Origin of the sequence: Massilia sp. TWP1-3-3 (assembly GCF_049897805.1) — a bacterium.
GTDB lineage: Bacteria > Pseudomonadota > Gammaproteobacteria > Burkholderiales > Burkholderiaceae_D > Telluria_A.
On record NZ_JAFCWX010000027.1, the window covers coordinates 48686 to 61614 of the forward strand.

The 12929-nt window shown below is 59.7% G+C and carries 11 protein-coding genes; all 11 read left to right on the plus strand.

Going from position 1 to position 12929, the window contains the following annotated elements:
* Window positions 1-183 precede the first annotated feature (183 nt).
* The 11 genes from ACP7D4_RS21745 (at window position 184) to ACP7D4_RS21795 (ending at window position 12863) form a co-directional block, all read left to right on the plus strand.
* A complete protein-coding gene (locus ACP7D4_RS21745; protein ID WP_426211268.1) occupies window positions 184-1848 on the plus strand; it encodes a NucA/NucB deoxyribonuclease domain-containing protein in 1665 nt (554 codons plus the stop codon).
* A gap of 104 nt (window positions 1849-1952) precedes the next feature.
* A complete protein-coding gene (locus ACP7D4_RS21750) occupies window positions 1953-2471 on the plus strand; it encodes a hypothetical protein (protein WP_426211269.1) in 519 nt (172 codons plus the stop codon).
* A gap of 706 nt (window positions 2472-3177) precedes the next feature.
* Window positions 3178-3558 carry a hypothetical protein gene (locus ACP7D4_RS21755; protein WP_426211270.1) on the plus strand — a complete coding sequence of 127 codons (381 nt, stop codon included), beginning with the start codon at window positions 3178-3180 and terminating at the stop codon, window positions 3556-3558.
* Window positions 3555-4331 carry a TorF family putative porin gene (locus tag ACP7D4_RS21760; protein ID WP_426105181.1) on the plus strand — a complete coding sequence of 259 codons (777 nt, stop codon included), beginning with the start codon at window positions 3555-3557 and terminating at the stop codon, window positions 4329-4331. The genes ACP7D4_RS21755 and ACP7D4_RS21760 overlap by 4 nt, the downstream gene beginning before the upstream one ends.
* Before the next feature lie 233 nt (window positions 4332-4564).
* On the plus strand, window positions 4565-4654 hold the full coding sequence (kdpF, locus tag ACP7D4_RS21765; RefSeq protein ID WP_426105183.1) for a K(+)-transporting ATPase subunit F: 90 nt from the start codon (window positions 4565-4567) through the stop codon (window positions 4652-4654).
* Window positions 4654-6459 (plus strand): potassium-transporting ATPase subunit KdpA, encoded by a 1806-nt coding sequence (kdpA, locus tag ACP7D4_RS21770; protein WP_426211272.1) that lies wholly within the window; start codon window positions 4654-4656, stop codon window positions 6457-6459. The genes kdpF and kdpA overlap by 1 nt, the downstream gene beginning before the upstream one ends.
* A gap of 19 nt (window positions 6460-6478) precedes the next feature.
* Window positions 6479-8560: a potassium-transporting ATPase subunit KdpB gene (gene kdpB / locus ACP7D4_RS21775; protein ID WP_426105187.1), complete on the plus strand. Its 2082-nt coding sequence runs from the start codon at window positions 6479-6481 to the stop codon at window positions 8558-8560.
* Between the two features lie 12 nt (window positions 8561-8572).
* A complete protein-coding gene (gene kdpC, locus ACP7D4_RS21780) occupies window positions 8573-9157 on the plus strand; it encodes a potassium-transporting ATPase subunit KdpC (RefSeq protein ID WP_426105189.1) in 585 nt (194 codons plus the stop codon).
* Between the two features lie 2 nt (window positions 9158-9159).
* Window positions 9160-11889: a two-component system sensor histidine kinase KdpD gene (kdpD, locus tag ACP7D4_RS21785; RefSeq protein WP_426211273.1), complete on the plus strand. Its 2730-nt coding sequence runs from the start codon at window positions 9160-9162 to the stop codon at window positions 11887-11889.
* A gap of 1 nt (window position 11890) precedes the next feature.
* A complete protein-coding gene (gene kdpE, locus ACP7D4_RS21790) occupies window positions 11891-12589 on the plus strand; it encodes a two-component system response regulator KdpE (RefSeq protein ID WP_426211275.1) in 699 nt (232 codons plus the stop codon).
* Between the two features lie 7 nt (window positions 12590-12596).
* Window positions 12597-12863 carry a hypothetical protein gene (locus ACP7D4_RS21795; RefSeq protein ID WP_426105194.1) on the plus strand — a complete coding sequence of 89 codons (267 nt, stop codon included), beginning with the start codon at window positions 12597-12599 and terminating at the stop codon, window positions 12861-12863.
* The last annotated feature ends 66 nt before the right edge of the window (window positions 12864-12929 follow it).

Genomic DNA, 12929 nt, shown 5'->3' on the forward strand with positions numbered 1-12929 from the left:
GGTGTTCAAGACGCTAGGAAAGGCAGCGACGAATTATTTTTTGAACAAAATTATATCTTAAATAGCATTGATTAAACAATAATTAACTAAAAGCAGTTGTAGCTGTTCACAAAAGTTTTTAAAAGTTGACAACATTGTTTTTTAATTATAACTTGCGCATCCACGGAAAATTAAGGAATGTTCATGCTCAAGAGATCAGCCCGGTTACGCAGGACCGCCGGAGTAGCAAGTTGTTTTGCACTAAGCGTATTGTTGGGCGGCTGCGGCAACGGCAGCGGCGACGATAAAACGCTTCCAGCGCCCGCCGCCGAAAGCCGCCTGCTCGCCACGTCAAGCAGTTCCACGCTTGCAATTGACCCTGCAGTCCCTCCCACCATTGCAACGACTGGGTGCACCGGCGACGCGGATTTCTACCAAGCTGATTTCACGCCAAACCCGAATGCACTGATTAACCGGCACGTACTTTGCGTCCGGGACAAGAACACGGCCAGCGTGGACGTGAAGAATGCAGAAGGCGATCTGATCCATAACGCGGGCGAGATGAAAGTCGAAACGTATTGGTCGGTCTACGGTGGCAGCGTGGGCTTGAAGAAACAGGCAACGCTGACGCTGCGGTACACCTACACTGATCTGCAGCCAGCGCTGAAACTGCCGGTTCCAACGCTGAAAATAAAGCCCCGCCTCGATTGCGTTGGACAGGAAACGGACGTGACATGCGGGCCGGATGCGCAAATCCCGATGATCACGCTCAGTGCCAATGGGCAGATGACGAAATCATTTTCGTTTCCCATCACTTGGGATACGACCACTGTCAAAAAGGTCAGCACCACAATGTACGTCAAGTTGTTCTATACGACTGATGGCAGCGTGCCGGTGTATGCATGGTCGGGTGCGACCAATGTCATGCAACCTCTCACCGGCAATTGGGATTTGCGCTGTGATAAAGGCGTGATCAAATCCACGTCAGAGGGCTGCGTGTTCCCGGGCGCATCGGCTATTTGGCGCTTCCAGGACCCGAGCGGAAGTGCTCCTCAGGCACGCAAGCTGATCGCCGATGCATTTTCCAACTTCCCTGAAATTCCGGGCAAGTTCCGTTTGGCAGATGGCATGCGCTCGGTCGCCTCGAGCGCCCCCGGCTATATGCCCTTGACGCGAACATTCAACGAAACAACGCAGAATGCCAATCGCTACACGGCAGGTCTTCGATGCGACAAACAATGGCCGGTCGCGATGCCGCCGACCTGTAGCGACCGCAAGCTGTGCGATTGCGACGAATACCCACCTGCAGCTGCATTGGAGGGCGCCCGTTCCGTTGCAACCGAAGAGCACAAATACACCGTCAACTTGATCCCTACCACCGATAACCGCTCCGGTGGCGGACAAATGCTCACGTTCTTCAATGACGAGCGCGTGGACGACAATGAAAATTTTTGGGTTTATCTGGGCAATATCACCGGGACGCCGCCACCACCACCGCCACCACCGTCAGGACCAAAGGATGTCACCAGCTCGTTTACGATCACCAGGAACTACCTTTACTCGGAAGGCCAGGATCAAAAGTATAATTTCACCATCACCAATAATGCACCGGGCCCGTTAGCCGGTCCATTCCGCCTGTACTTTAAGAATCTTCCGGTTGGCGTCATGGTGCTTGGCTCCTATCAGAGTTCGAGCGGTGTTTTCATTGCCATTAACGAACCCGCGATCGTCGGTTCGATGATTCTCCCAGTCACGATCAGAGCGCCCTCGCAGAAATTCTCATTCACAACAACGATGTTTAGCGGAAAATTTACAGACGACAGTTTCCCTGTTGACCCGCCTTTTGATCCACGCGGTCCAGCAATTTAATCGAACGCAAAAACACGGCCACGGATAATTTGTGGCCGCCGTTGCATATCCCGACGGCCTGCGCCGTCGCTTACATTGAACCATGCTCACTCAAAGGGGAATACATGACACAGCTGTTTACCATGAGCGAAGCGGTAAAGACCAGTTACAGTCAAGTGTATCTCACGTCGCTGAACTACCGAGAGGGGGAATTATCGGTAGACGCCTTCAAAGGACAGACGAACGGCTTATGCGGCGCAGCGGTACCGGGCGGGCTATTTCTGGGCCTCGGTTGCTGGGGCGGACGAGTACCTTTCACCGTCGAGGTGCACGACGTCGCCCCCGCGGTCGATGCTTCCTGGGACGAAATTGTTGAAGCCTCGTGCAGGTTTGAACATCTTCCTGTAGCGCTGACAGGCTGTGATGGCGACTGTGCCTATCCGCTTCCTTTGACCACGGGCGAATACAGAGTGCGGTTTTGCGCGAAAGGCTATGGCGAATCGAAACAAGTCGGCGGCTTGTGCGATCCAGCGATCGAATCCTACCTGTTGATTCTCTGGCCCGAAACGCAGCGGGCAGATGAAGTGATCAAGCAGACCAGCGCAAAAGCCGCTCATTTTCATGACGAGGTAAGAAACCGGTAACGTTGCAGCGAGCGTGATCCTGCGCGATCTATCGTTCGGCAATGTTTGCATTCCATCCTGACGGCAACGATGGAGCCTGCGCCAGCACGGCGCGGGCTCAATATTCTTCGTGCGGCTACCCCTATGCCGCACCATCTCTTCAAGACCACGCTAGCGCGCGCTCTGTCACCAGCCCGTTGGCCGACCAAAGCGCGAAGCGGAGCCGAATCAGCCTGGTATTGCACTGCGGGTGATGGCGCAGCACATCGACGGTACTGCCCTCGCGGCAGAGGTCGAACGCTCGGCGCCACGCCTCAGCCGTGCGCGCGGCGGCCGCAATCCGTAGCGCAGGGCAAGATCGTCCGTGTATCCAGGCTCACCAGTCCCGCTATCGCTACCCAACGCGCACGAAAGACGACGTTATCCCTTGCGTCTGCGACGCCGGCATATGAGAGCCGGAAATTCTCAGCCGAGATGAGCGCATGTGGGCATGTTCAGCGCGGATTCAGCTCAGCGACTGACGCTGCACCGGTTTTCTGAACTGCCTGGACTGGGTTTATATAGCGCGTTTATGCAAACGAGCAAACTCTTTAGAAAGTTTTTACCTCCTATTCGATAACCTGCAGGCAGTTCATCTACCCACAGGCTATTTCATGAATTCGCGCTCGATTACTGCCGCTGCAATCGCCTGCCCAGGATCACCCAATCAGCCATGGCGCACGGCGCCATGATCATTGCCGTCGCCGGGCCATGCAGTTGCGACAGCAGCGCCATCGTTGCCGCGCTCGCTGCCGCGCGCGCACGCTGCTTGCAGCGCGACCAGCTCGTTGCGCGTCTCAATTCAGCGCGCATGTTCAATCCTGGCCTGCATGTGCTGTTCGCAGTGGTCTGTGGCGATGCTGAACCAAGCGCAGCCCAACTTGCCTGCGTACGGGGTCATGCGTCCGAAGTCATGTCGGCCACGCGTTGCAAGACCGTCATTGATTCAGGATCGGGAAACGCCATCGGTATGGCCGAGCTGTATCACGACGTCTTTGAACACTGGACCATCGAATTGATCCCCCGTCAAAACCTTATTTCACCACTACCTGAAAGATTGCAGTCATGAAAACCAAGATCTACGTAGCCGCCTTATTGACACTGTTCGCAGGCAATGCTGCCAAGGCCGATGAGGCGCTCGTTGCCACCATAGTTGACGAAGCAAAACCGGACAAGGCCGTCAGCATGAATGCCGCCCTCGTGTCCGACTACCGTTTCCGCGGCATCTCGCAAAGCCGTCTCAAGAGCGCTGCCCAGGGAGGCGCAGACTATGTTCACAACCGAACCGGCCTGTATGCGGGGGCATGGCTGTCGACAATCACATGGGCCAAGGATGCTGGCGGCGGCGGCAACACCGAACTCGATTTGTATGCAGGCAAACGCGGCCAGTTCGGCCAGGACGTGCGCTACGACGTCGGCGTACTGACCTATGTCTACCCATCCAACAATCTGGCCCACGTGGCTGGTTTTGCGAACGCCAACACCACCGAGCTCTATGGCCAGCTGGGCTATGGTCCCGCTTACATCAAGTATTCGCATGCGCTCACCAATCTGTTCGGCTTCATGGATAGCAAGAACAGTGCTTACCTGGACGTGGGGGCCAACATCGATGCCGGCAATCAGCTCGTAATTAACCTGCATGCCGGTCATCAGAACGTCAAGAGCACGTCCGCTGCCAGCTACACCGACTGGAAAGCCGGCGCAACCAGGGACTTCGGCGTCGTTAGCGTTGCTGCCGCCCTGATCGGGACCAATGCCGGCAAGGTCATCTATGCCTCGCCCGCGAACGGCAAGTTTCTTGGACGATCAGCGCTGACTGTGACGGTCAGCAAGACCTTTTAAGGTGCAACTGGCCAGGGCATCGGCAGACGCTCGGGCAAAAATCTATATACCGCGTATACGTCCCCGCCCGAAGTGTTTACAAAGTTTTTAGACGCTCCCGGCTAAGCTTCTACGTAATCAAATCAATCTGTGTGAGGGTAACAAATGGACATAATTTTCGTTGGGGCGATCTGCGCCTTTGTCGCAGTATGCTGGGCGATGGTGGCCGGCTGCGCAACGCTGAGGGGTGATCAATGACGCTCTTTTACGTGATCGGCGCGCTCAGTTCCGCCGGGCTTTTCGTCTACCTTCTGGTCGCCTTGCTGAATGCGGAGAACCTGTAATGACGTCTCAATCGCTTGTTTTATTGATCGGCTTCCTGGTCGTGCTGTTCGCCCTGGCCTATCCGCTGGGGATGTTGCTGGCCCGCGTCGGCAGCGGCGCCCCCATCTCCGGTCTGAGCTGGATCGGCAAGATCGAGAACCTGCTCTACCGCGCGGCCGGCACCACAGCCACGGATGGACAATCCTGGAAGGCGTATGCCGTTGCGCTGCTGGCCTTTAACGCTCTGGGCGCGCTGTTCGTATACGGCCTACAGCGCATCCAATTCTGGCTGCCCCTCAATCCGCAGGCGCTGCCCAACGTGAGCCCGGACTCCGCTTTCAATACGGCAGTCAGCTTTGTCAGCAACACCAACTGGCAGGGCTATAGCGGCGAACAAACCATGGGGTTCCTCACCCAGATGCTGGCCCTGACCGGGCAAAATTTCTTCTCGGCGGCGACCGGCATGGCCGTTGCCTTTGCGCTGGTGCGCGGCTTCAGTTCGCGCTCTGTCAAGTCGATCGGCAATTTTTGGGTCGACCTGACCCGATCCACCTTGTACGTCCTGCTGCCTTTGTCGCTGCTGTTCGCGGTATTCCTGATGGGTCAGGGGGTGATCCAGAACTTCTCCGCATACAAGGAGGTTACCCTGCTCGACCAGGTCAGCTACTCCCAGCCGAAAAATGGCGCCGACGGCCAGCCGCTCAAAGACGCCAAGGGCGAAGCGCTGACCGAGTCGGTCGTGACTAGGACCCAGACCATCGCCATGGGCCCGGTCGCCTCGCAGGAAGCGATCAAGATGCTCGGCACCAATGGTGGCGGATTTTTCAATGCCAACTCGGCCCACCCTTACGAGAATCCGACTGCGCTGACCAACTTTGTCCAGATGCTGTCGATTTTCCTGATCCCGGCCGGCCTGTGCTTTGCCTTCGGCCGCATGGTCGGCGACCGGCGGCAGGGCTGGGCCTTGCTGGCCGCAATGACCCTAGTCTTCACCATGACGACGGTCGTGGTCATGGGCGCCGAACAGCAGGTCCATCCCGCGCTGCAAGCGATGGGTGTCGACCAGCGTGCCAGCCTGCTGCAGGCTGGCGGCAACATGGAAGGCAAGGAAACCCGCTTTGGCATCAGCGCATCGACCCTGTTCGCCGCCGTGACCACCGCCGCTTCGTGCGGCGCGGTGAACGCCATGCATGACGCTTTCATGCCGGTGGGCGGCATGGTGCCGTTGATGCTGATCCAGTTCGGCGAAGTCATTTTCGGCGGCGTCGGTTCTGGCCTGTATGGCATGCTGATCTTTGCCATCATGGCCGTGTTCATTGCCGGCCTGATGATAGGGCGCACCCCGGAATACCTGGGCAAGAAGATCCAGTCCTACGAAATCAAGATGACCTCGATCGCAATCTTGGTCACGCCGACGCTGGTGCTGGCCGGGACCGCCATCGCAGTACTGCTCGACGTTGGCAAGGCAGGCATGGCCAACCCCGGCGCGCATGGTTTTTCGGAAGTTTTGTATGCCTTCAGTTCGGCGGCCAACAACAACGGCAGTGCCTTCGCCGGCTTGGCCGCCAACACGCCCTTCTACAACGCCATGCTGGGCGTTGCCATGTGGCTAGGCCGGTTTGCCACGATCGTGCCGATTCTCGCCATTGCCGGCTCACTGGCGAGCAAGCAGCGCCTTGAAGCGAACGCCGGCACCATGCCGACCCACGGCCCGATGTTCATCGGCCTGTTGATTGCCGTTGTGGTGCTGGTGGGCGTGCTCAATTATGTACCGGCGCTGGCCCTCGGTCCAATGGTCGAACATTTGCAGTTGTTCGCCAACTAATCACAATCAGGAGTTCACGATGTCGCAAGCCCTTACGTCACGCAAAGCGCTGACGCTGTTCGATTCCGCACTGCTTGGCCCGGCCATTGTCGATGCGTTCAAAAAGCTCAGTCCACGCACTCAGCTGCGAAGCCCGGTCATGTTCGTGGTCTACATCGGCAGCATCATCACCACGCTGCTGTATTTCCAGGCCCTGAGCGGCAAGGGCGAGGCCAGTCCCGGCTTCATCCTGGCCACCAGCATCTGGCTGTGGTTCACGGTCCTGTTTGCCAATTTCGCCGAAGCGCTGGCCGAGGGCCGCAGCAAGGCGCAGGCCGCCTCGCTGCGCAATCTGAAGCAGACCGTGATGGCCAAAAAGCTCCATACGCCCAAGCACGGCACCACCTGGCTGCCATGCGCGGCCACCGACCTGCGCCGCGGCATGACGATCCTGGTCGAAGCAGGCGACGTGATCCCGATTGACGGTGAAGTGATCGAAGGCGTGGCCTCGGTTGACGAGAGCGCCATCACGGGCGAGTCGGCACCGGTCATCCGCGAGTCCGGCGGTGATTTCTCGGCCGTCACAGGTGGCACCCGCGTGCTGTCGGACTGGCTGGTGGTGCGCGTATCAGCCAATCCCGGCGAGACCTTTCTCGACCGCATGATCGCCATGGTGGAAGGCGCCAAGCGCCAAAAGACGCCGAACGAAATTGCGCTCACGATCCTGCTGGTGGCACTGACGATCGTGTTCCTGGTCGTGACCGTCACGCTGCTGCCGTTTTCCCTGTTCGCCGTCGCTGCGGCGCAATCCGGGACGCCGGTCAGCATCACAGTGCTGATCGCGCTGCTGGTGTGCCTGATCCCAACCACCATCGGTGGGCTGCTCTCGGCCATCGGCGTGGCCGGCATGAGCCGCATGATGCAGGCCAACGTCATCGCCACCTCCGGCCGGGCGGTGGAAGCGGCGGGCGACGTCGACGTGCTACTGCTCGACAAGACCGGCACCATCACGCTCGGCAATCGGCAGGCGTCAGCCTTCTTCCCCGCTCCGGGGTTGACCGAACAGCAGCTCGCCGATGTGGCGCAACTGGCTTCGCTGGCCGACGAAACCCCGGAAGGCCGCAGCATCGTGGTGCTCGCAAAACAGAAGTTCAACATCCGGGAACGCGAGATGGCGGCCTTGCACGCGACCTTTGTCCCGTTCAGCGCAAATACCCGCATGAGCGGCGTCGACCTTGGTCAACGGGAAGTGCGCAAGGGCGCTGCCGATTCGATGCGCAAATACGTCGAGGCGCTGGGCAACCCTTACCCGGCCGATGTGGCGCGCACGGTCGACGATGTGGCGCGCCGTGGCAGCACGCCACTGGTTGTCACCGATGCAGGCAAGGTGGCCGGCGTGGTCGAACTGAAAGACATCGTCAAGGGTGGCATCAAGGAACGCTTTGCCGAACTGCGCCGCATGGGTATCAAGACCGTGATGATCACCGGCGACAACAAGCTGACCGCAGCGGCCATCGCTGCCGAAGCCGGCGTCGACGACTTTTTGGCCGAGGCGACGCCCGAGGACAAGTTGAAGCTCATTCGCAGCTACCAGGCCGAAGGGCGCCTGGTGGCGATGACTGGCGACGGCACCAACGATGCGCCAGCGCTGGCCCAGGCCGACGTGGCCGTGGCGATGAATTCGGGCACCCAGGCCGCCAAGGAAGCCGGCAATATGGTGGATCTGGATTCGAACCCGACCAAGTTGCTGGAAATCGTTGAAATCGGCAAGCAAATGCTGATGACGCGCGGCTCGCTGACGACGTTCTCGATTTCGAACGACATCGCCAAGTACTTCGCAATCATCCCGGCTGCTTTCGTTGGCACCTATCCCAGCCTGAAGGCGCTCGACGTCATGCACCTGTCGAGTCCCTCGTCGGCCATCATGTCGGCCGTGATCTTCAATGCCTTGATCATCGTGGTACTGATTCCGCTGGCGCTCAAGGGCGTGCAATACCGGGCCATTGGCGCGGCCGCGCTGCTGCGCCGCAATCTGCTGCTGTATGGCGTGGGCGGCCTCATCCTGCCCTTCATCGGCATCAAGCTGATCGACGTGCTGCTATCTTTTCTCAATCTGGCCTAAACTGGAGTTGCCATGCAATCTACCCTTCGTCCAGCGCTTGTATTATTCGGCGCACTCACCCTGGTCTGCGGCGTGCTTTATCCGCTTGCCGTGACCGGTCTCGGCCAAATCCTGTATCCACACCAGGCCGCAGGCAGCATGATCGAGCGCGACGGCATCGTTGTTGGTTCGCACCTGATCGGCCAGTCGTTCACCTCGCCCAAGTATTTCTGGGGCCGTCCTTCAGCCACCGCGCCCATGGCAAATAATGGCGCCGGTTCTGGCGGCGCCAATCTGGGACCGACCAATCCGGCGCAAATCGCGGCGGTGAAGGGCCGGGTTGAAGCGCTCAAGGCTGCCGACCCAGGCAATACCCTGCCGATTCCGGTTGACCTTGTAACGGCCTCAGCCAGTGGTCTGGATCCGGAAATCAGCGTGGCTGCCGCGCGCTACCAGAGCGGCCGGGTTGCCGCTGCGCGTGGCATCAGCGTCGCGCGCATCAACACGCTGGTCGAGCAGTACAGCGAACTGCAGTTGGCCGGGGTGGTGGGCGAGTCCCGGGTGAACGTGCTGGCATTAAACCTCGCGCTTGACGCGCAAGCGGCGACAGCCCCCTGATCATGTTTCCCAACGACGCCCAACGCCCGGACCCCGACCTCTTGCTTGCCAATGTACAGGCACAGGACAGGAAAGAAGCGCGCGGCAAGCTGCGCATCTACTTTGGGGCGTCGGCCGGCGTGGGCAAGACCTTCGGCATGCTGGCCGCCGCCTGCAAGCTGCATGCGCAAGGGCAGCAATTGCTGGTTGGCGTAATTGAAACGCATGGTCGCAGCGAAACGGCCGCCATGCTCGAAGGCTTGCCGCTATTGCCCTTGAAAGCGGTGCAATATCGTGGCAAAACGCTTAGCGAATTCGACCTGGACGCGGCATTGGCGCGCCAGCCGGCGTTGATCCTGATGGACGAACTGGCGCATTCGAATGCGCCCGGGTCGCGCCATCCAAAGCGTTGGCAAGATGTGGAAGATTTGCTCGGCGCCGGCATTGATGTTTTCACGACGATCAACGTCCAGCATCTCGACAGCTTGAACGACGTCGTCGGTGGCATCACCGGCATTCGGGTCGCCGAAACGGTGCCCGATACGGTGTTCGACCAGGCCGACGAAGTCGTTCTGGTCGATATCCCGGCAGACGAGCTGCTGGCGCGCCTGAAAAGCGGCAAGGTCTATCAGGAACAGCAGGCCGAACGCGCCGCCCAAAATTTTTTCCGGAAGGGCAACCTGATCGCGCTGCGCGAACTGGCGCTACGTCGTACGGCCGACCGGATCGGCGACGACGTGCGCGCCTACCGCGTCGAAAAATCGATTGCGGCGATCTGGAAGACCGATGCGGCGCTGCTGGCATGCATCGGCCCCCGTCCCGGCGGCGAGCATGTGGTGCGCAGTACCGCACGCCTGGCCGGCCAGCTCGGCGCCGAATGGCATGCCATCTATATAGAAACGCCGTCGCTGCAGCAGCTGCCGGGCGCCCAGCGCGAGCAAATACTGCAGACACTGAAGCTGGCCCAGGACCTTGGCGCGAGCACGGCCGTGCTGTCTGCCAGCGACATTGCCGCCGCTGCGGTCGAGTACGCACGCAGCCACAATCTGTCGAAAATCATGCTGGGCCGCGGACATCGGAGCTGGCCATGGCGCACCCCGCACATCCGGCGAATCGCCCACTACGCGCCGGATATCGACCTCACTGAAATCGGCGCCGCCGCCAACGACACTGCGGCCGGGGCGCCATCGGCGCCTGGCCTGGGGCAAGGGGGAATAAACGGGATGCCCGCCAAGCGCCGCCTCTGGAAATATGGTTGGGCCGGCGCGGCCAGTGTCGCGACCGCGCTGGTGGCCACCCCGCTGTTTGCCTTTTTAGACCTGGCCAATATTGCCATGTTATTCCTGTTGGTGGTGGTCTTGGTCGCATTGCGATTTGGACGGGGACCTTCGGTCGTGGCCACTTGCGTCAGCGTTGCCTGCTTCGATTTTTTCTTCGTTCCTCCGCGCTTTACCTTTGCCATTTCCGATGCACAGTACCTCGTCACGTTCGCAGTCATGTTGGCCGTTGGCCTGATCACCGGCCATCTGACGGCAAATCTGCGCTTTCAGGCGCGCGTGGCTTCGCACCGTGAAAGCCGTTCACGCGCCCTGTATGAATTCGCGCGCGAACTGTCCGGAACACTGCAGACCGAGCAGATTTTCGACATCACCAGCAGCTTCGTTCAGCGCGCCTTCCGCGCCAAGGCCACCTTGCTGGTGCCCGACGCTGACGGCAGACTGCTTGCGCCAGAAGCGGGCATGAACGACAGTTTGGCCGCCGCGCTTGACATCGGCATCGCCCAGTGGGCGTTCGACCGGGCCGCCAGCGCCGGCCTTGGCACCGACACGCTGCCGGCCAGCAAGCTATTTTACCTTCCCCTGGTCGCGCCGATGCGTACCCGGGGCGTACTGGCCATTGAGCCGGAAAGCCTGCGCTGGATCCTCATTCCCGAGCAAAGGCAACAGCTCGACGCTTTTGCGGCGCTGGCCGCCATCGCCCTTGAGCGTGTCCATTACATCGAGGTGGCGCAGAACGCACTGGTAAACATGGAGTCGGAACGCTTGCGCAATTCCCTGTTGGCGGCCCTGTCGCACGACCTGCGCACGCCCCTGACATCGCTGGTGGGCGTGTCCGAGACGCTGGTGCGCTCCAGACCGGCCCTCGATCCCGCCCAGCTTGCCTACGCCCATACCCTGCATGACGAGTCGATTCGCATGAGCGCCCTGGTATCGAACCTGCTCGACATGGCGCGCATTCAAAGCGGCGAAGTCACATTCAACCTCGAATGGCAGACACTCGAGGAAGTCGTCGGCAGCGCGCTGCGGGCCAGCGGCTCGCAGCTCAAACGCCATCAGGTGATCACCCAGCTCGAGCCCAATCTACCGCTGCTGCGCTTTGACGCCGTCTTGCTCGAGCGCGTCCTGTGCAATCTGCTGGAAAACGCAGCCAAGTATACGCCCGAGGGCTCGCGCATCGTGATCGCCGCCAAGGCGCATGGCAGCGTCGTCAATGTGATGGTCTACGACAATGGTCCCGGCTTGCCGTTGGGGCGCCAGGAAGCCTTGTTCGAGAAATTCACGCGCGGCGAGAAGGAATCGACCAAGACGGGCGTCGGGCTCGGGCTGGCCATCTGCCGCGCCATTGTCGAGGCACATGGCGGAACCATCGACACTTGCGTCTCGCCGGAAGGCGGTGCCGGCTTTGTATTTTCGCTGGCGCTGGGCACACCGCCGGCGATGCCTGAACTTGATTTAGTCCAATCGGAGCAATAACATGCATGAACTGGCACCAAAAGCATTGCTCGTCGAAGACGAACCCCAGATACGACGCTTCGTGCGCGCGGCGCTGGAGGAAGAAGGCTGGCACGTACACGAGGCCGCTACGCTGGCGCGCGGCCTGATCGATGCCGGGACTCGCCCGCCGGACCTGATCGTGCTCGATCTCGGCCTTCCAGATGGCGATGGGATCGATTTCATTGCCGATCTGCGCAAGTGGTCGAACATTCCCATCATTGTGCTCTCTGCCCGCACCAGCGAGCGCGAAAAAGTGCGCGCGCTCGATGCCGGTGCGGACGACTATCTGACCAAGCCTTTTGGTGTCGACGAGTTATTGGCCAGGGTGAGAGCGGCACTGCGGCGCCAGCGCGGGGCGGCAGTCCAGGCGGAAATGGATGTCGTGCGCTTCGGCGACGTGTCGGTCGACCTGAGGGACCGGCGCGTTGCGAAGGCAGGCACCCACGTGCATCTGACGCCCACCGAATATCGCCTGCTGTCCGTCATGGTGGCCAATTCGGGAAAGGTAGTCAGCAATCCGCAGTTGCTGCGCTCGGTATGGGGCCCACAGCATACCGAGAGCGGTCATTACCTGCGCATCTACATGGGTCACCTGCGGCACAAACTGGAGGACGACCCGACCCAACCGCGTCATCTGATCACCGAGACTGGCGTTGGTTACCGCCTGCTGCTGAACTGATCTTAAAATGACCGTCAAGCAGCTCGTATTCCATCTAGCCGTGATGGCATCGGCTTACGCCGGCGTACTGATTGTCCCGGTCATAGCCTACGTCACCTGCAATATCCATTCCGAGCTTGACGTCATTGTCTGGCTCAACGTGGGCCTATTCGTCATGCAGATGAAGAAAATTTCGTTCCCCACACCAAGTATGCATCATGTCGACACCATGGGTGGTCTACGGCTGTTGTGGTGGGCGTTATTCTGGCCACGCTACTTGCTACGCGCCAAATAAGTGATTGGCAATTTTTATAGCGTTTTTACGCCATTTAGCCATTTCTTTACACGCTTTTTATGTGCA

Coding starts and splice junctions, on each gene's coding strand:
- kdpA (WP_426211272.1), top strand. CDS start 4,654: ATGACGTCTCAATCGCTTGTTTTATTGATCGGCTTCCTGGTCGTGCTG.
- ACP7D4_RS21760 (WP_426105181.1), top strand. CDS start 3,555: ATGAAAACCAAGATCTACGTAGCCGCCTTATTGACACTGTTCGCAGGC.
- kdpF (WP_426105183.1), top strand. CDS start 4,565: ATGACGCTCTTTTACGTGATCGGCGCGCTCAGTTCCGCCGGGCTTTTC.
- ACP7D4_RS21755 (WP_426211270.1), top strand. CDS start 3,178: ATGATCATTGCCGTCGCCGGGCCATGCAGTTGCGACAGCAGCGCCATC.
- ACP7D4_RS21745 (WP_426211268.1), top strand. CDS start 184: ATGCTCAAGAGATCAGCCCGGTTACGCAGGACCGCCGGAGTAGCAAGT.
- kdpC (WP_426105189.1), top strand. CDS start 8,573: ATGCAATCTACCCTTCGTCCAGCGCTTGTATTATTCGGCGCACTCACC.
- kdpD (WP_426211273.1), top strand. CDS start 9,160: ATGTTTCCCAACGACGCCCAACGCCCGGACCCCGACCTCTTGCTTGCC.
- kdpB (WP_426105187.1), top strand. CDS start 6,479: ATGTCGCAAGCCCTTACGTCACGCAAAGCGCTGACGCTGTTCGATTCC.
- ACP7D4_RS21750 (WP_426211269.1), top strand. CDS start 1,953: ATGACACAGCTGTTTACCATGAGCGAAGCGGTAAAGACCAGTTACAGT.
- kdpE (WP_426211275.1), top strand. CDS start 11,891: ATGCATGAACTGGCACCAAAAGCATTGCTCGTCGAAGACGAACCCCAG.
- ACP7D4_RS21795 (WP_426105194.1), top strand. CDS start 12,597: ATGACCGTCAAGCAGCTCGTATTCCATCTAGCCGTGATGGCATCGGCT.